This is a genomic window from Streptomyces sp. NPDC090045 (assembly GCF_044747975.1).
In the GTDB taxonomy this organism is placed as follows: Bacteria; Actinomycetota; Actinomycetes; order Streptomycetales; family Streptomycetaceae; genus Streptomyces.
Map to the genome: position 1 here is coordinate 45,662 of NZ_JBIVFA010000009.1, position 17,920 is coordinate 63,581.

Here is a 17,920-nt window from a genome sequence, read left to right on the forward strand (position 1 = left end):
ACGTTGCCCGCCTGGGTGGGCGGACCCCGCGGCCCGGCCCGGTCCGGCGCGTCCTTGCGGGCATGCCGCATGGGCATGCCTATCCGCCGACCGGGCATGAACGGGGAGTCGCACCCGGTCAGTTGTTCACCCGACGAGCCCTTACAGGTACAGCCTCGCGCGGTTACCGTCCGGTCATGACCCCCACGCTGGCGCAGCTCCGCTACCTCGTCGCCGTCGCCGACTGCCGGTCCATCACCGGCGCCGCCGCCTCGGTCTTCGTCGCCCAGTCCGCCCTGTCCCGGGCCGTCCAGGCCATGGAACGCGATCTCGGCGTCGAGCTCCTCGCCCGCCGGGGAAGGGGGGTGGACCTCACGCCGGAGGGGGCCCGGGTCGTCCGGCTGGCCCGCACCGTGCTCAACGCGGTGGAAGCCATCGACGACATCGGGACCCCGCACGGCAGGGACGCCCGGGCCGTCCTGACCCTCGTCACCACCCCCACCCTCGCCCTCGACCTGGCCTCCGATCTGGTCGCGGCCTTCACCGAGCGGCACCCGACGGTTGACGTCCGCATCCACCAGCACGACAGCAGGGAGGTCCTCGTCGAGGAACTGAACCAGGGGCGGGCGGAGTTGGCCCTGGTCGACCTGCCCGTCGACAAGGAGCTCTCCACCCACTTCATCCAGGAGCGCGAGGTGGTGCTGATCTCCCCGGCCGGCTCCCGGCTGCCGCATCCCATGCCGCTGCGCATGCTCGACGGCCTGCCCATGGTCCTGCCCACCCCGGGGACCGGCCGGCGCACCGAGATGGAGGCCATGTTCAGCTGCCTCGGGGTGCGGCCCGTCCCCTCCCTGGAGGTCGACGAACGCCTCGCCTGGGTGACCGGGGTGACGGACGGCCGCGGCTCGCTCATCTGGTACCGGGACGTGGTGCTGAGGGCCTTCGGGAGCCGGGCCGAGATCCGCTCCTTCACCCCGCCGCTGCTGCGCCCGGTGGGCATCGCCCACGCCCGTCGGCCGCTGAGCCGTGCGGCCCGCGCGTTCATCGCACAGGCCGGACACAAGGGACCGGTCCGGGAGCCGGTGCGCTGACGGGACATGCCACCTCGGCATTGAACGATGCTCGAACGGGAGGGGATTGGGCCTGGCACAGCAACTGATGTCCCCTCACATTGTGCGCATGTCCCGACTCCTGACACCCCCACGGGCCGCCGCCCTCGCGACCGCGGCCCTCGCCACGATCCTGCCCGCGGTCGCCTGGATGGCCAGCGCCACCGCCTCCCCGGCCCCGTCCGCCGCGGTGGCGGCCGCCGGAACCCAAGCGCTCGCGCCGGAGAAGAAGTGCACCCTCCCCGGCGGGCTGGCCGAGTTCAGCGGCCTCGCCATGAGCCGCAAACACCCCGGCGTGTTCTACGCCGTCAACGACAGCGGGAACACCAACCAGGTCTTCGCCGTCGACTGCAACGGCGCCACCGGCCGGCTGCTGGCCACCTACACCCTCTCCGGCGTCGGCAACACCGACTGGGAGGGCCTCGCGCTCGGCAAGGACGCCTCGGGCGGCCCGGCGATCCTCGTCGGCGACATCGGCGACAACTTCAGCGGCCGCGCGGAGATCACCGTGCACGGCTTCACCGAGCCCGACCAGCTGGCCAACGCCACGGTCACGCCGGTGACGTACCGCTTCTCCTACGCCGACGGCAAGCACGACGCCGAGTCCCTGCTCGCCGATCCCGTGACCGGCCGGCTTTACATCGCGAGCAAGCTCATCGGAGCCGCCGGCCAGCTCTACCAGGCCCCGCTCCCACCCGTGACCGGGCAGGTCAACACCCTCACGCCGGTCCGACCCGGCCCGGTGTTCGCCACCGACGGCGCGTTCTCCCCGTCGGGCGCCTCCTACACCCTGCGCAGCGGCGGGCCCGTGGGCGCCAACACGGCCTCCGTGTACGACACCGCGGGGGTCAAGCTCGCGGACGTCGCCCTCCCGGCCCAATCGCAGGGCGAGACGGTGACGTACGCGGACTGCACGAGCCTGCTCGTCGGGTCGGAGAACGACACCCAGGTCTGGCGGGTCCCGCTGCCGCCGGAAGCCACCCCGGGCTGCGGCACGACGCCCACGCCCACGCCGACCCCCACCCCCACACCGACTCCCACACCGACTCCCACGCCCAGCCCGACCCCGACTCCCACCCCCGGTGACCTGAGGCTCGCCAACCCCGGCCCGCAGACGTGCAAGTTCAACCAGTCCTGCACCATCCAACTCACCACCACCGGCGGGAAGCCCCCCGTCCGGTACGCCGCCACCGGCCTGCCCTGGGGCCTGACCCTCGACAGCGCCTCCGGCCGGATCACCGGCAAGGCCTGGGGCAGCGGCACGGCCCAGGTCACCGCCACCGCGACGGACACCGCCGGGGCCACCGCCGGCGCCGCCTTCGCCCTCACCGTCACCTGGTTCTGAGACGCGGGCAGGGCGGGCTTGTCCAACCCGCCCCCGAGGCCGCACTGTTGACCGAGTTTCGTCCATCAGGTCAGGAGAGCCGGCTTGTCGTCCCCCATTTCCCCCGTCCCGTCCGCCTCGGGCGCCCCGCACGTCATCGACCCCGCCGGAGGCTGCCCCCACGCCCTCAACGCCCGGCTGCGCGCCGAGCGCGGCCCGGTGGCGGAGGTCGTACTGCCCGGCGGGGTGCCCGGAGCGGTCGTCCTGGGCCACGACGCGCTGAAGGAGTTCCTTGGCCACCCCGAAGTGGCCAAGGACGCCCGGCACTTCCCGGCCCTGCACGACGGCACCATCCCCAGGGACTGGCCGCTGCGGGTCTTCGCCAACGCCCAGGGCATGCACACGGCCGACGACGAGGACCACCGCCGGCTCCGCGCCCTGGTCGGCAAGGCCTTCACGGCCCGCCAGGTGGAGAGGCTGCGGCCGCGCGTCGAGGAGCTGACCTACGGACTCCTCGACGGCCTCGCCCGGGCCGCGGCCGAGGCCCCCGACGGGGTCGCCGACCTGCGCGAGCACTTCGCGCTCCCGCTCCCGATGAGCGTCATCTGCGAGCTGCTCGGGGTGAACCCCGAGCACCGGGGCCGGCTGCACCACCTGTCCAACAAGGTGATCATCGCCACGGACACCACCCCCGCCGAGGCGATGGCCGCCGTACGGGAGCTGGTCGAGCTCATGGGGACGATCGCCGCCACCCGCCGGGAGGCGCCGGGCGACGACCTCACCAGCGCCCTGATCGCCGCCCGCGACGACGACGGCGACCGGCTCAGCGAGGCCGAACTCATCGGCACCATGCGGCTGATGCTCGTCGCGGGCCACGAGACCACCCTCAACCTCATCAGCAACGCCGTCCGCGCCCTGTGCACCCACCGCGACCAGCTGGACCTCGTCCTGGAGTCCAAGGCGACCTGGTCGGACGTGGTGGACGAGACCCTGCGCTGGGACGGCCCGGTGAGCTGGTTCCCCTTCCGCTACCCCACCCGCGACCTGACCGTCGCCGGCACAGTCATCCCGCAGGGCACCCCGGTGCTCGCCGGCTACACCGCCGCCGGCCGCGACGAGGCCTTCCACGGCCCGGACGCCGACCGCTTCGACATCACCCGTCCCACCGCCGCCCGCAACCTCTCCTTCGGGCACGGGGCCCACTACTGCGTGGGCGCCCCGCTCGCCCGGCTGGAGGCCACCATCGCGCTGGAGCGGCTCTTCACCCGCTTCCCCGACCTCGACCTCGCCACCCCCGAGGCCGGACTCCCGCACCAGCGCAGCTTCATCGGCAACAGTGTGGAGACGCTCCCGGTCCGCCTGGCCGGAAACTAGCGCGCCCGCCGCCCGCCGCCCGCCGAGACCGGCCCCGGCGGGCGGCGGCCCGTCAGCCCAGCGTGAGGGGCCGTTCCGGGGCCAGGTGCGCGGCGATCGCCTGCAGCACGTCGGAGCTGGCGTTCTGGACGGTGCTGCCCAGGCCCTGCGTCGCCACCGTCGCGATGGCGAGCTTCCTGGAGGGCAGGTAGGCGACCGTGCCCTCGTAGCCGGCGAAGGACGGGTTCTGGACGATCCAGGTGTTCTGCACGGGCAGACCCAGCGCGAACCAGGTGTCCCCCTTGACCTTCACGACGCCGGTCAGCTGGGCCTCGTGCGACGCGGGCGTCAGCAGCGTTCCCTCGCCGATCGCCGTGAAGGACTTCGCCATGTCCTCCAGCGTTCCCGTCATCACCGCGCCGGGCGCCAGGGTCCACGACGGATTCCAGTACGTGGCGTCCTCGAACACGCCCCGCTCGTTGTCGAAGGAGTGCAGCACCGGCTCGGGGATGTCCGCCCTCGACGAGATGGCGGTGTGGTTCAGGCCGAGTGGCTTGAGGACGTCCTCGACCATCACCTCCTCGAGGGGCTTGCGCCTCACCTTCGCGATGATGTCGCCCAGGATCACCCAGTTGGCGTGCGAGTAGGCGAAGCCCGAACCGGGGGGCAGCACCAGGGGCTTGGAGACCGAGATCCTCACCCGCTCCTCCGCCGTCCAGGTCCGGAAGGGGTTCTTGTAGAGATCGGCGATGAAGGTCCGGTCCGTGACGTAGTCCGCGTACCCGGAGGAGGTCGAGGCCAGCATCTTCAGCGTGATCTCGTCCGCGTGCGGGAGGTCCGGGCGCCAGCGGGAGATCCTGTCGTCGAGCTTGACCTCGCCCTCGTCGACGAGCTTGAGCAGCGAGGTCGTCAGATAGGGGATCGCGACCGACCCGATGCGGAAACGCATGTCCGTCGTCGCGGGGAAGCCCGTCATCGTCTCCCCGGCCGCGGCGGCCGAGACGCGCTCACCGTCGACCCACACCTCGGCCATCGCCGCCGTCAGCTTGTACTTCGCGAGGGCGTCGGCGACCTGCTGCCGCGTGAAGTCCTCCGTATCGCCCGGGAGGCACGTGCCGCCCCGGGAGACCTGGCCGGCCGCACATTGCCTCGCGGCGCTCTCGGCACGGCCGAGGGTGCATCCGCCGGCCAGCGAGGCGCCCAGGAGCAGGCCCAGACAGGTGCGGGTGAGGATCCTGGAACTGCGCACAGTGGTGCCTCCATGCGGGTCGGGGCGAAGGCTCCCCGGTTCCCCGCCTCGTGGGTGCGGGCCCCGTCACGCAGGCTAACGGGGGGTGTCACCCGTCGCACTCCGGAAGCGCTCCAGGAGTGACGCGCACGAGTGAAGCGCACGCCTGACGCGCACGCGTGACGTGCACGGCTCAGCCCGCGCCCGGCGGCGTCAGCTCCGTGCTCAGCCAGCCCAGTGCGTCCGGGTACATCCCGGTCCAGGTCTGGAAGTTGTGGCCGCCCGCCGGGCGGACGAGCGTCTTGACCCGGACCCCGCTGCCCGCCGCGGCCCTGGCGAAGGCCTCCAGCTGCTGCGGCGGGCTGTCCTTGTCCTGGGCGGAGGTGGCCAGGAACACCCCGACGTCCGCCTTCTTCGCGTGCTCCACCAGCCACATCGGGCTGTTGCGCTCGCGCAGCGCCGGGTCGGCCAGCACCTCGGGGTCACCCGTCAGCGGGTCCGGGTCCAGGGCCGCGCCCGCCCGGAACACCTTCGGGTACTGCAGCGGCAGCTTCACCGCGCAGAAGCCGCCGGTGGAGACGCCCATCAGCCCCCAGCCGCCCGGGGCGGGCAGCGTACGGAAGTTCCGCGCGACCAGATCCGGCACGTCCAGCGCGAGCCAGTCGGCGATCCTGCGCTGCGGGGTGTTGCTGCAGTCGGTGTTCACCCCGCCGGGGGAGATCTCCGGGATCACCAGGATGAAGGGGTGCGCCGCTCCCAGTTCCACCAGCTGCGCCAGCGCCTCCGGCATCTCGCCGAGGTCGATCCACGTGCGGGGCGTGCCCGGATGGCCGTGCAGCAGCATCAGCACGGGGAACCGCGTCCGGTCCGCGCCCGGCGCGCCGTACTCCGGGGGAGTCCACACGGTCACCTGTCCGGCGAGCTTCGCGTGGGAGCCCCGGAAGAAGGTGGTCCGCGTGCCGTCTCCGTTCTGCGTGAACCTGGCCCGGCCCACCGCCGGCCCGGTCATCGCGCCCGCGTCCTGCACGCTGTCGGTGCCCCGCAGGTCGTCCCAGGACGAGTAGAGCCCGTAACTGCCGTTGATCCAGGTGGCCACCACGCAGATGGCGGTGAGCTGGCACAGACCGATCATCAGCAACCGCGCCGGCCAGCGCACCCACCCCGGCCCGGGGATCCGGTTCCACAGGAGCAGCGCGGCGAGCACGGCGAGCGCGGTCACGACGACGAGCGCGACGAGGAACGACGTACTGGTCAGCTCCACGGCGCGGGCTCCTGTCGTGCGGGGCGACATGCGAATGATGTACGGATTATTCCGTGGATGCGCCGCCGGGGCAGTTCAGCCGAGGGCCCTGACCCGTACCTCCACCGCGTGCCATCCGGTCGCCCCGTCGGGCACGGTCCCGGTGCGGACCCCGGTCTGGACGGCGCCCGTGCCGTCCGTCGCGCGCACCTCCAGCGTGTGCCGCCCGGGGGTCGCCTCCCACGGCCACACCCACTGCCGCCAGGTGTCGACCCCGTCCGCGGCCCCGAGCCGCGCCTGCTGCCAGGGGCCGCCGTCCACCCGTACCTCGACCGCCTCGATGCCGCGGTGCTGTGCCCACGCCACCCCGGCGACCGCCACCCGGCCCGGCGCCAGGCCGGCGTACGGGCGCGGGGTGTCGATCCGCGACTGGGTCTTGACCGGGGCCTGCTGGGCCCAGGACCTGCGCACCCAGTAGGCGTCGTATGCGGCGAAGGTGGTCAGCCGCAGCTCGGTCAGCCATTTGCAGGCGGAGACGTACCCGTACAGGCCCGGTACGACCATCCGGACGGGGAACCCGTGCGCGAAGGGCAGCGGCTCCCCGTTCATGCCGACGGCCAGCAGCGCCGCCCGGCCGTCCATGACGGCCTCGACGGGTGTGCCGAGCGTCATGCCGTCCACCGAACGCGCCACCAGCTGGTCGGCCGGACCTCCCCGGGACGGCGGCCGCACGCCCGCCTCGCGGAGCAGGTCGGCGAGGCGTACGCCGAGCCAGCGGGCGTTGCCCGCGTACGGGCCGCCGACCTCATTGGACACGCAGGTGAGGGTGATGTCGTGCTCGACCAGCGGCCGGTCGAGCAGCTCCCGGAGACCGAGGGTGAGGGGCCGGGCGACCCCCTCGCCGTGGATGCGCAGCCGCCAGGTGTCCGCGTCCACGCGGGGGACGACCAGGGCGGTGTCCACCCGGTAGAAGTCGCGGGCGGGAGTGAGGAACGGGGCCAGCCCGGGCACCCGGAGGTCGGCCCCGGCCGGCACCGGCGGCGCGGGCACGGTGGGCCGGGGGAGGACGAAACGCGCCCGGGAGGCGGTGGCGCCGGCCGAACCGTGGGCCCCCAGTCGCCGCCCGGCGAAGCCCGCCGCGGCCGATCCCACCAGGACGGCGGTGACCAGCCGGCCGAAGCCGCGCCGGTCCATCGCCCAGGTCCCGAACGGCGGCGCCCCGGCCGGCCGGGGCCGCGTCGCCGCCGTGATCAGCAGGTACAGCACCCCGGCGGCGGTCAGGCCGCCCGCCAGCGAGGGCAGCGCGTCCCGCCAGGAGGCCTCCGGGCGGCTGAGCGCGGCCGCCGCCCCCAGCAGCCCGAATCCGCCCGCGACCGCGAGTCCGGCGGGCAGGTTGCGTACGGCGAGCAGCCCGGCCAGGGCCGCGACCACGGCCAGGACGGCGACGATGCCGAGCGTCAGCACCAGCTTGTCGGCGGTGCCGAACAGGCCGATCGCCCATTCCCGTACGGCCACCGGCGTCACATCCACCACCGCCCCGCCGACGGCCGTGACCGGCGAGGCCTCGGGCCGGACGGCCGCAGCGGCCAGCTCCGCCACCGCCAGCCCGGCGACGGCCGCGACGAGACCGCTGACGGCGCCCAGCGTGCGCCGAGGCCGCGCCGAACGGCTCGGGTCTGCCTTCACACGGCCAGTGTGCCGCGCCCGGGCGGCCCCGCGGCGGCGCCGTGCCGCCGCGGCGGGGCAGCGCCGGCCTCTTGCGCCCAGGGTGAAAGGACCACGCCCGCAGTGAACGGACCGCGGCGGCGGTGGGGTGCGCGGACACGATGACGGCATGACCCCCCTTCACTCCCCGGAAGCGTGGACACCGTGCCCCTGAAACCCGCCCGGACCCTGCGCACCTCGCCCTACCGGCCGGTGCTCACCCACGCGACGCTGCGCCGGCTGTTACCCGGATTCGCCGTCTCCTCGCTCGGCGACGGCATGGCCGTGGTCGGCGTGAGCTGGCTGGCGATCGAGCTCGCACCGGCGGCGCAGCGTGGCCTGTGGGTCGCGTTGGCGGCCGCCGCTTACACGCTCTCGGGCGCGGTGGGCGCCGTCCTCCTGGGACGGTTCCTGCGCCACCGGTCCCCGGCCCGGCTGGTCGCCTGCGACGCGCTGCTGCGGGCCACCGCCCTGGGAGCGATTCCGGTGTGCCACGCGCTCGGGACGCTGGGCATCGAGCTGTACGTCGTGCTGCTCGCCCTCTCCTCCATCCTGCACTCGTGGGGTCAGGCCGGCGTCTACACCCTGCTGGCCGGACTGTTGCCCGAGCGCGACCATCTGGCCGGCAACGCCGTCCTGTCCGGTATGGGCTCGCTCTCCACCGTCCTCGGCCCGCCGCTCGCCGGCGCCCTGATCCTCCGGGGCGGCGCCGTGACCGTGATCGCCGTCGACGCGGCGACCTTCCTCGTCCTGGCCGCCACGTTCCTCTTCGGCGCCCCGCACGACGAGGCGGCGCCCGCACCCGGGGGCCCCGCACCAGGGGCTCCCGCACCCGGGGAGAGCGGTTCCCGTACCGCCGGCTTCGCCGTCATCCGCCGCACTCCGGCCCTGCTGGGGCTGCTCGGCCTGAGCTCCGTCTTCTTCTGCCTCTTCGGTCCCGTGTACGTCGCCCTGCCGCTGCACGTCTCGGAGGGCCTGGGCGGTCCCGCGGGTCTGCTGGCCGCCTTCTACACCGCGTTCGGCATCGGCGCGGTCCTCGGCTCCGTACTGGCCGGATACCTCAGCCGCCTGCCGATGTGGCCGGCCACGACCGGCATCGTCGTCGCCTTCGGCCTGTTCCTGCTGCCGACCGGGCTGGGAGCGCCGACGGCCGTCGCCGTCGCCGGGTTCGCCGCCGCCGGTCTGCTCTGGCCTCCGTACGCCGCGCTGTCCACCGCCCTCTTCCAGCGCTCGGCCCCGCGGCACCTCCTCCCCCAGACCCTGGCCGCGAGCTCGGCGGTCCGCGTGCTCTCGGTCCCGCTCGGTACCGCGCTGGGCGGCCCCCTGGTGGCCGGACTCGGGGCCCGGGAAACCCTGTTGGTCTCGGCCGTCTCGATCGCCGTCCTCGGTCTGGCCGCGGCCGGCGCCGCCCGTGGGGCGCAGCGGCGCAGGCCATGACCCCTTCCCGCGGGGCGGCCCGGGCACCGGGGGACCGGTGTCCGGGCCGGAGGCTGGTGCAGGTCAGCCGCCGGAGGCCGCCGGGGGCAGGGCCGCCGCGATCCGCGCGGCCAGCCGGTACGGGTCCCCGCCCGGCCGGTCCGGATGGCGGGTGGTCCGCCCGGCCCACTCGGCCTCGAAGGCGTGCCAGTCGATCTCCCGCGGCGCGGCCTTCCGTACCAGCGCCTCCTCCAGCGAAGCGAAGTAGCGCTCCCACCGGGGGAGGTACAACTCCGAGATCAGGCCGCTCCATTCGCGGTTCGCGTAGTCGTGCAGGAAACCGCCCTCGCTGGTGCTGCGGCGGCCCCACACGCTGAGCAGGGAGCGGGTGTCGTACTCGTACCGGTCCTGCTCGGCCCGGTCGGCGCCCCAGGAGCGGGCCGCGGCGAGCCGGCTGCCGAGGAGGAAGTTCGGGTCGGAGCCGGTCACCGCGTCCAGCCTCGCCCCGCTCTGCCGCCATTCGGCCGTGAGCGTGCGGAACAGGGTCAGGTCCTTGGCCTCGTACGCCGCCTTGATCTTCGGGAGCAGTACCCGCGAGTGGTTGGCGAGGGCCTGCCGGGCGGTGTCCACCAGGTCGAAGCGGTACGCGCTGGAGCCGCGCAGCTCCGGAGCCACCTTCAGCAGGTGGTCCAGGGCCCTGCGGACCGAACCGGCCGGGTAGCGCATGGACTTGGGGCTCCAGTACGCCGCCCCCGCCGCGGTCAGGCCCGGCCGGGCGGTGAACAGGCTGTCCTGCGACTCCGACCACAGCCCGGAGGAGGTGCTGTACGGCCCCTTGCGCAGCTCCTCCCAGGCCGCGGCGGCCGCGGCGTCGGGACGGCCGTAGCGGCGGGCCGCGAAACCGGCGAACCAGGCGCGCTGGTCGATCCCGCCCGGCTCCCAGGCCAGGTCCGTGAAGAGGTCGAACGCGGCCGGGTTGGTCCCGGTGGCCTCCGGCAGGTAGGCGATACCCGCGAGCGCACTGTTCGCCTTGTCCCGCCAGGGGCCGAACCGTTCGAGCCACACGGAGGTGTTCGCGCCGATCGTGGTGTGCCCGCCGAAGTTGTAGATGGTGCCCATCGCGTACGGGGCGCCGCCCCAACGGGCCTCGCGGTCCAGCCGGTTGTACCGGTCGGACAGCCCGTCCAGGATCAGCAGCTTCGACGTGTCCACCCCGGCCAGCAGCTCCGGGGTCGGGTCGTCCTGCCAGCCCAGCACCGCCCACAGCGCGCCCGGGTGGGCGGCGTGCAGGGCGGCCTGGATCGCACCCGCCGCGGCGCCCACGTCGACGGACCCGGTCTGACCGCCCTCGTGCAGCGGGCTCATCCGGTACATCGTGCTGTCCCCGAACACCTCGCGCTGCTCCGCGTAGTACGCGGCGGCCAGCTGCCGGAACGCGGGCGAGGCGGGGTCCAGCCAGTCGGGGCGGTCGAAGCCGGCCCAGTCGCCCTGGGGCACCGTGGCCGCCCCGGGGTTGCGCGCGGCGAACCCGGGCGGCACGGTGCCGAAGTAGCCGGGCAGCACCGGGGTCATCCCGAGCCCGCGCAGCTGCTCGGCGATCCGCCCGCCCAGGTCGGCGCGCTCCCGCATCAGCCGCTCGGTGACCGGGCCGCCGAACCCGCTGAGGTTCTGCAGCAGCCACCAGCTCTGGTGGGCGGGGCCGGGGATCCACTGCCGCAGCTCCTCGGCGGAGTAGCCGAAGCGCTGGAGCGCCAGGTAGTACGGGTACTCGGCCCCGACCTGCACGAACACCTCGTTGACGCCGTGCAGCGCGAGCAGGTCGATCTGCCGCTGGTGCTCCTCGAAGGTGCGGTACGGGCCGGAGTACCCGTCGTCGGTGTCGTTCAGCGCGTACCGGTGCGGGACCTGCGCACTGCGGGTGACCGGCGCGGGGACGGCGGGCAGGCGGGCGGGCAGCATGCCGATGGAGTCGCCCGGCCAGCCGATGTCGGCCCCGGCGACGTGCTGGAGGTACCAGCCGACCCCGGTGAGCAGGGTGGCCCCGGTGCTGCCGCGCACGGTGATCGCGCCGGCGGACCCGGACACGGTGAAGGTGTCGGCGCCGACGGCAGTGTCGGGCACCAGGGTGAACTGCCCGGAGTGGCGCGGAAGCAGCCGCTCCAGGGCGGCCCGGGCGGGCGCGGTGTCGAAGCTCCGGCTCCGGGGCGCACCCGCCCGCCCGGCACTGCGTACGTCGGCCGGCGCACCGGCCCGTACGCCGTCCCGCGCGTCGGACCGTACGTCGGACCGTACGTCGGACCGCGCATCGGTCCGTACGTCGGCAGGTGCGGGCGACCCCGCGCCCGGGGCGGTGTCCCCGGGCGCGGGCCCCGCGCAGACCAGCGCCAGCAGCGCCGCGGGCAGCGCGGCGAGGGCGAGCGGGCGGGGGGTGAGCGGGCGGCGCCCGCCGCGCGGCATCGTGTTCCTCATCGGTCGGCTCGGGCCGTCAGACCGGCAGGGCCCAGGCCTGGTCGACCCGGTGGTCGCCGCAGGCGGTCAGCCGCAGCCGGGCGGCCGGGGCATCCGGGGTCGCGGCGGCGGCCGGCGCCGTCAGGCACATCCCGCTCTCCGGCTCCACGAGGGCCCCGTCGCGGCGGTGCGTCCAGCTCTGGCCGGGCTGCCGGTCCTGCGCGGGCGCGCAGTCGGCCAGTTCCACGAGCCCGTCCTCGCCCGCGGAGAGGCATTCGCCGGCCAGCCGCAGGCTCGCGTCGTCGCCCAGGGTCCACCGCTGATCGGGGGCGCCGGTGCAGGCGGCCATCACGACCGCGCCGACGCCCGTGGTGTTGGCCCCGTCGGCGCACCTGGCGCCGTCACCGACGACCTGCCCGGTCGGGACGGCCTCGGCGCAGCCGCGCGGGCTGAGCCGCCAGACCGCGGTGTCGTGCCCGGCCAGCCTTCCGGTGAGGGCCTCGGTGACCTCCCGGCGCGTCCCGCTCCACAGGTCCTGGGCGTCGGCCGTGCACGCGCTCAGGCCGATCTCGTCGAGCGGCACCCTGATGTCCCGCGTCGTGGCCGAGCGGTTGAGCACGGCCACCGCCCGGTCGCCGTTCGCCAGCGGCCTGGCCAGGATCTCGAAGGTGGCGTTGGAGGAGACCACCGCGCCCTGCCGGCCCATCGGGTCCTGGTCCAGCTCGATCATCCGGGTGTTCCCGAGGGCGGCGAGCCCCTGCGGGGTCAGCTTGGAGACCTCGGAGGAGAGGATGAACGGGGACGCCATCATGGCCCAGAGGGCGACCTGGCTGCGGCTCTCGGCCGCCGTGAGCCCGGGGGCGCCCGCGAGCAGGAAGTCGGGGTCGTTCCAGTTGCCGGGGCCCGCGTACCGGCCGAGCCAGCGGTTGTAGCCGTAGTTGCCCAGGACCGAGCTCCACCGCGAGGTGGCGGGCGTGGCCGGGTTGTAGACCTTGATGTCCTTGCCCTCGCGCCACAGCTGCCCGGTCTCCCCGACCCAGCCGAGGACCTTGTGCCAGTCGGAGCCGCCCCACTCGCCCTGCTGGAAGTAGGCGGGCGCCGACGCCGACAGGACCATGTCCCGGCCGCTCTCCCGCAGCGCCTTCGCGACGGCGTTGTAGGCGTCCCGGTAGGCCTGCTCCTTGGTCTGCCCCGGCGGCACCCACAGGTTGCAGCCGTCCATCTTCACGTAGTCGACGTTCCAGGAGGCGAACTGCCGGGCGTCCTGGGCGTAGTGGTCCGCGCCGCCGCCCTGGGGCGCGCCGCTGCCGGGGTACTTCTCGCAGGTGAGCGAGCCGGCGTCCTGGTAGATGCCGAACTTCAGGCCCTTGGCGTGCAGGTACTCGCCGAGCCAGGCCATGCCGTGCGGGAACTTCGCCGTGTCGACGACCAGGGCGCCCTGCGCGTCCCGGCTCTTCGTCATCCAGCAGTCGTCGACCGTCACGGTGTCGTAGCCCTTGGCGGCGAGACCGGTCGACACGAGCGCGTCGGCGTTGGCGACGACCTTGGCCTCGTCGATGTCGCACATGTAGTGCGCCCAGTTGTTCCAGCCCATGGGAGGGGTGAGCGCGAGCGGGGTGTCCGAGGTGGCCCGGGGCTCGGCCGCCACCGGGGCGGGGGAGAGCGCGAGGGCGAACAGGGCGGCCGCGGTCAGGCAGGGGAGCGACGCACGCAGGCGAGGCGGCACGGAGTCTCCTTGACGTGGGGGCAGGCGTGCGCCCAGTGCAGCGATGCGATTACCCACTGTCAACAAAAGTCGCTCGTTGTCGGCCAATGACCAGCAATATGGCTGCAATCGATGTCACACGAAAGAGAAGATACGTCGTATGTTACGGTGTATCTCATGCCTCGCAGATCAGACGCCCTGGACCGTGCGACCCCCGAGGCCATCGCCGTCGCCGCCCTCCGGATCCTCGACGAGGAAGGGCCGCAGCGCCTCAGCTTCCGCACCCTCGCCGACCGGCTCGACGTCTCCCACGCCACCGTCCAGCGCCGCTGCACCGACCTCGCCGGGCTGCTCGACCTGTGCACCGAGCACCTGGCCGCGCAGCTCCCCGAGATCCCCGCCGGCACGGACTGGGCGCAGGCCACCGAGCAGCGGTTCCGCGCGCTCTACCTGCTGCTCACCGCCCACCCCGGGCTGCTGGTGCTGCGCGGCGGCCGGCCCTGGCTCGGCCGCCAGCTCCTCGCCCGGCTCGTCGAGCCCGCCCTCGCCGACAGCGTGGCCGCCGGGATGACCGCCGCCGAGGCGATGACCGTCTACCGCCGCATGTACCTGCTCACCCTGGGCAGCGCGGCCTTCGTGGACCACCGGGACCCGGCCGGGGCCACCGCCGCCTCGCGGGCGGCCCTGGCCGCGCTGGATCCGGCGGAGTTCCCCGTGCTCTGCGGCGGACTGGCCGACGTACTGCCGCCCCTGACGGACCACGAGGTGTACTACGGCGCCCTGCGCCAGCTGATCGAGGCCGCCCGGCCCACCACCTGATGGGGAGACAGACCGTGCAAGCAGCACCGGCACAGCAGCTCGACTACGCCGCCGTCCGCGCCGCCGCCGACCGGATCGCCGGCGGGACGCGGCCCGTCGCCGTGGCGCCCGCGGCCGAAGCGGGGGTCTGGTACGCGCTGGAGTACCTCCAGCACACCGGCAGCTTCAAGGCGCGCGGCGCCCGCAACTTCCTCGCCGCCCACCACGAGGCCGGCGCCCTCCCGGCCGCGGGCGTCACCATCGCCTCCGGCGGCAACGCCGGGCTCGCCTGCGCCTGGGCGGCCCGCGCGCTGTCCGTGCCCGCGACCGTGTTCCTGCCCGCCAACGCCCCGCGCGTGAAGGTGGACCGGCTGCGCGGATACGGGGCCGAGGTGCGGCTCGTCGGCGACCGCTACGCCGAAGCGCTCGCCGCCTGCGAGGGGTTCGCCGCCGGGAGCGGGGCGCTCAGCAGCCACGCCTACGACCATCCGCTCATCGCCGCGGGCGCCGGGACGCTGCTCGACGAGATCCGGGCCGCCCTGCCCGGGCTGGACGCCGTGGTCGTCGCGGTCGGCGGCGGCGGACTGTTCGCCGGGATCGCCACCGCCGCGCGCGAGCACGGCGTACGGGTGATCGCGGCCGAGCCGGAGAACTGCCGGGCCCTGAACGCGGCCCTGGCGGCGGGCCGGGTCGTGGACGTGGCCGTGGACTCGGTCGCCGCCGACTCCCTGGGAGCCACCCGGGTCTCGGCGGACGCGCTGGCCGCCGCGCAGGAGGAGCACGTGACCTCCGTGCTCGTGTCCGACACGGCCATCACGGCCGCCCGGCGCGCCCTCTGGGAGGAGCACCGGATCGTCGTGGAGGCGGGCGCGGCCACCGCCCTGGCGGCGCTGCGCGGTGCGCCGGAGCCGCTGGGCGAGCGGGTCGCCGTCGTCCTGTGCGGGGCCAACACGGACCCCCGGGACCTGGTGGCCCCCACGGCCTGAGCCGGCCGCCGGGCCGGGACGCCGGCGGACGGCCCGGCCGCCGCCCGCTGCCCGTCGGCCGCCGTCGCCCGCCGTCGCCCGCCGTCAGGCGTCGTCCTCGACCTCGCGGACGACCACGACGGTGCCGGCGGCGTACTGCACGACCTGCTGGCTCACCGAGCCCAGCAGGGCGCCCTTGAACCCGCCGTACCCACGGGTGCCGACCACCGTCAGGTCCGCCTCCTTCGAGGCGTCGACCAGCACCTGAGCCGCGGAGCCCTGCTCGACGCGACGGAACACCGGCACACCGGGGGAGGCGCCGACGGCCGCCTTGACGGTGTCCGCCAGCTTCCGCCGGGCCGCCTCCTCGACCGTCACCGCCTCGGAGTCGGAGACCTCGGCGGCCACCGGAGCGATGGAGAACGGATTGCGGTTCCACTCCCAGGCCATGACGGCGTGCACCCGGCCGCCCGTCATCCCGGCCTGCGCGACGGCCCAGCGCAGGGCCTCCTTGGAATGGTTCGAACCGTCCACGCCGACGACGATCAGAGGCTCGACGGTGTCCTGCTCGCTCACGGGGATTCCTCTCGCTTCGTCCGGATAGTCGATCTCCTCCCTGTATACCCGGAACACCGGCCCGACCTCGAACGACGATCGTTGCGACGCCCGACGACTTTCGAGGACAGTCCGGGACCCCCGCCCCTTGCGAGGGTGTGAGCGTCCAGGCGACCGCCGCCGGACACGGAGCGACATGGAGGAACGGGCGTGGCTCAGCGCAAGGGTTGTCTGATCGGGTGCGGCGTGGCGCTGGTGCTGGGCGTGGGGCTTCTCGTGGCCGTGGTCTTCGGCATGGGCAAGGTCCTCGACATGGCCGACAAGACCCTGGTCGACCCCACGGTCTACGAGTCCGTGAAGACCGGCGACGCGGAGAGCGAGGTCCGCGGCAGGCTCCCGTCCGGCGACAGCTTCGTGAAGGGCGCCCTCAAGGAGGGCGGACCGGCCGAGCCCGAGGGCAGCGCCTGCTCCTGGTACATCTCCAGCGGCGACACCAAGAACGGCAAGGAGACCGTGCTCCGCTTCTGCTTCAAGGACGGCAAGCTCGCGGAGAAGACGCAGTACCCGATGCAGTAGGTGCTGCCACCCCCGCACGCGGATGCCCCGGACCGGTCCGGTCCGGGGCATCGCGGCGATCTGCCATGACGGGGCTACGGCAGGTCCTGCCCCGACCTGTTCTTCACGAGTTCGACGTTCTCGACGAACAGCTGGAAGAGCAGCTGGCTCGCGCCGAGCTCCCTGCCGTTCTTGCCGTTGGCCCCCTGCGCGATGCCGAGGCTGTAGGGCTCCTTGTCCTCGGCCTTCACACCGATGTACCCGCCCAGGGTGCCCTCGTTCGGGCTCGCGTTCTTGTAGGTCCCGCCGCTTTTGTTCGCCTCGCGGATCACGTCGTTCTTGTAGCCCGGTCCGAGAGCCATGTGGTCCTGGTTGAAGAGGAGTTCGTGGGCGCCCGGCTTCAGCGTGAACTTCAGCTGGACCGCGTAGGGAGCACCCTGGGTGTCGTAGTACCCGTCGGCCTGACCCTGGTCGCCGAGATGGGCACCAATCGTCAGGCCCCCGAACCCCTGCTCCCTGAAGCCCTTCGCCGAGCCCTCACCGCTGCCCACGTACTCCAGCAGTGCGGTGCGCGAGGCCGCGTCGCCCCAGTAGGTCAGGGCGCTGTGGGCCTCCTCGAAGCTCATGGACCTGAACAGCTCCATCCGCCCGGCGTCCTCCCCCTTCAGCGACAGATCGGCCAGGAGCTTCGGGCCGACGCTCTTGACGATCTCGTCGATCGTGCGCGCAGGCTTGTGGGCCTTGAACTTCTTCGCGTTGGCCTTGGACGTGGCGATCTGCTTGGCCCGGTCCTTCGCGGCGCTGCTGCTGGATCCGCCCAGTCCCGCCTTGTCCTCCCAGTACTCGACCTTCATCCGGTCCTGAGGGTTCTCGACGCGCTGTACGGAGGGGTGGGCGGCGGAGGCCTGCGAAGGCGCCGCCTGGCGCTGCACGTCCGTGGCGGCTCGGGAGCCGCCCGCCATGACCCGCCTGGCGTTCGCTTCCGCTTCGCGCTCGAACCGGTCCGACGGGTCCGAGACCTTGAGTCCCGTTCCGTTGTCGGTGCCCGCGACGGGGCCCTGGCGCTGCTGGATGACGTGGGTGAGTTCGTGGGCGAGGGTGTGCTTGTCGTGGCCGCCGTCACCGATGACGACGTGGCTGCCGGAGGTGTAGGCGCGGGCGCCGACTTCCGCGGCCGAGGCCTTGGCGGCGCTGTCGCTGTGGATGCGGACGTCGGAGAAGTCCGCGCCGAGCCGGGCTTCCATGTCGGTGCGGGTGGCATCGTCCAGGGGGCGTCCGGGCGTGCGCAGGACGTCGTGGACGGCGGACCGCTGCACCGCGGGCCGCCCGGTCTGCCCGGTCTGCTGGTGTCCGCATCCGTCGGTGTGCTGGTGCTGCTCCTGATCGATGGAGTGACCGGACCGGCGGAGCATCTGCACGACCGCGGCGTTGCCCGCACCGGCTTGGAGCGCCATCAGCCCGACGGGCGGCGTCGCCGCCCGCTGCGCAGCCGCGGTGGAGCGGGAGGCATGCAGTAATTGGTCGTCGGTCTTCTGCGCCGG

14 protein-coding genes are annotated in these 17,920 nt (G+C 73.8%); 7 read left to right on the forward strand and 7 right to left on the reverse strand.

Annotated elements, in window-relative coordinates:
- Positions 1 to 176: 176 nt before the first annotated feature.
- The 3 genes from ACIPYQ_RS23495 (at position 177) to ACIPYQ_RS23505 (ending at position 3,786) form a co-directional block, all read left to right on the forward strand.
- Positions 177 to 1,070, forward strand: a complete 894-nt coding sequence (locus tag ACIPYQ_RS23495) for a LysR family transcriptional regulator (RefSeq protein WP_401254356.1) — start codon at positions 177 to 179, stop codon at positions 1,068 to 1,070.
- 88 nt (positions 1,071 to 1,158) lie between these two features.
- On the forward strand, positions 1,159 to 2,433 hold the full coding sequence (locus ACIPYQ_RS23500; protein WP_401254359.1) for a putative Ig domain-containing protein: 1,275 nt from the start codon (positions 1,159 to 1,161) through the stop codon (positions 2,431 to 2,433).
- Between the two features lie 84 nt (positions 2,434 to 2,517).
- The gene (locus tag ACIPYQ_RS23505) at positions 2,518 to 3,786 is read left to right on the forward strand and encodes a cytochrome P450 (protein ID WP_401254362.1); all 1,269 of its coding nucleotides are present in this window, start codon (positions 2,518 to 2,520) and stop codon (positions 3,784 to 3,786) included.
- Positions 3,787 to 3,838: 52 nt separating this feature from the next.
- On the opposite strand, the gene ACIPYQ_RS23510 is transcribed toward ACIPYQ_RS23505, so the two are convergent.
- The 3 genes from ACIPYQ_RS23510 to ACIPYQ_RS23520 all read right to left on the reverse strand — a co-directional run bounded on the left by ACIPYQ_RS23510 (position 3,839) and on the right by ACIPYQ_RS23520 (position 7,919).
- A complete protein-coding gene (locus ACIPYQ_RS23510) occupies positions 3,839 to 5,014 on the reverse strand; it encodes a serine hydrolase domain-containing protein (RefSeq protein WP_401254365.1) in 1,176 nt (391 codons plus the stop codon).
- Between the two features lie 172 nt (positions 5,015 to 5,186).
- The gene (locus tag ACIPYQ_RS23515) at positions 5,187 to 6,284 is read right to left on the reverse strand and encodes an alpha/beta hydrolase (protein WP_401254368.1); all 1,098 of its coding nucleotides are present in this window, start codon (positions 6,282 to 6,284) and stop codon (positions 5,187 to 5,189) included.
- A gap of 45 nt (positions 6,285 to 6,329) precedes the next feature.
- A complete protein-coding gene (locus ACIPYQ_RS23520; RefSeq protein ID WP_401254371.1) occupies positions 6,330 to 7,919 on the reverse strand; it encodes a molybdopterin-dependent oxidoreductase in 1,590 nt (529 codons plus the stop codon).
- A gap of 183 nt (positions 7,920 to 8,102) precedes the next feature.
- Here ACIPYQ_RS23520 and ACIPYQ_RS23525 point away from each other — a divergent pair, with 183 nt between their 5' ends.
- Positions 8,103 to 9,374, forward strand: coding sequence for an MFS transporter (locus ACIPYQ_RS23525; RefSeq protein ID WP_401254374.1), 1,272 nt, complete (start codon positions 8,103 to 8,105; stop codon positions 9,372 to 9,374).
- A 63-nt stretch (positions 9,375 to 9,437) separates the two neighbouring features.
- On the opposite strand, the gene ACIPYQ_RS23530 is transcribed toward ACIPYQ_RS23525, so the two are convergent.
- Both ACIPYQ_RS23530 and ACIPYQ_RS23535 read right to left on the reverse strand, forming a co-directional pair.
- The gene (locus ACIPYQ_RS23530; protein WP_401254377.1) at positions 9,438 to 11,822 is read right to left on the reverse strand and encodes an alpha-N-acetylglucosaminidase; all 2,385 of its coding nucleotides are present in this window, start codon (positions 11,820 to 11,822) and stop codon (positions 9,438 to 9,440) included.
- A 16-nt stretch (positions 11,823 to 11,838) separates the two neighbouring features.
- Positions 11,839 to 13,527, reverse strand: coding sequence for a ricin-type beta-trefoil lectin domain protein (locus ACIPYQ_RS23535; protein ID WP_401254380.1), 1,689 nt, complete (start codon positions 13,525 to 13,527; stop codon positions 11,839 to 11,841).
- A gap of 156 nt (positions 13,528 to 13,683) precedes the next feature.
- Here ACIPYQ_RS23535 and ACIPYQ_RS23540 point away from each other — a divergent pair, with 156 nt between their 5' ends.
- Together ACIPYQ_RS23540 and ACIPYQ_RS23545 are read left to right on the forward strand one after the other, a co-directional pair.
- The gene (locus tag ACIPYQ_RS23540; RefSeq protein ID WP_401254383.1) at positions 13,684 to 14,325 is read left to right on the forward strand and encodes a TetR/AcrR family transcriptional regulator; all 642 of its coding nucleotides are present in this window, start codon (positions 13,684 to 13,686) and stop codon (positions 14,323 to 14,325) included.
- Positions 14,325 to 15,290, forward strand: coding sequence for a serine/threonine dehydratase (locus ACIPYQ_RS23545; protein WP_401254386.1), 966 nt, complete (start codon positions 14,325 to 14,327; stop codon positions 15,288 to 15,290). The genes ACIPYQ_RS23540 and ACIPYQ_RS23545 overlap by 1 nt, the downstream gene beginning before the upstream one ends.
- 84 nt (positions 15,291 to 15,374) lie before the next feature.
- Here the strand turns inward: ACIPYQ_RS23545 and ACIPYQ_RS23550 are convergent, their stop codons facing one another.
- On the reverse strand, positions 15,375 to 15,845 hold the full coding sequence (locus ACIPYQ_RS23550) for a universal stress protein (RefSeq protein WP_401254389.1): 471 nt from the start codon (positions 15,843 to 15,845) through the stop codon (positions 15,375 to 15,377).
- A 189-nt stretch (positions 15,846 to 16,034) separates the two neighbouring features.
- Between ACIPYQ_RS23550 and ACIPYQ_RS23555 the strand changes: the two genes are divergently transcribed.
- A complete protein-coding gene (locus tag ACIPYQ_RS23555; RefSeq protein WP_362238169.1) occupies positions 16,035 to 16,400 on the forward strand; it encodes a hypothetical protein in 366 nt (121 codons plus the stop codon).
- 74 nt (positions 16,401 to 16,474) lie between these two features.
- Here the strand turns inward: ACIPYQ_RS23555 and ACIPYQ_RS23560 are convergent, their stop codons facing one another.
- Positions 16,475 to 17,893 carry a DUF4157 domain-containing protein gene (locus ACIPYQ_RS23560; protein ID WP_401255030.1) on the reverse strand — a complete coding sequence of 473 codons (1,419 nt, stop codon included), beginning with the start codon at positions 17,891 to 17,893 and terminating at the stop codon, positions 16,475 to 16,477.
- Between the last annotated feature and the right edge of the window lie 27 nt (positions 17,894 to 17,920).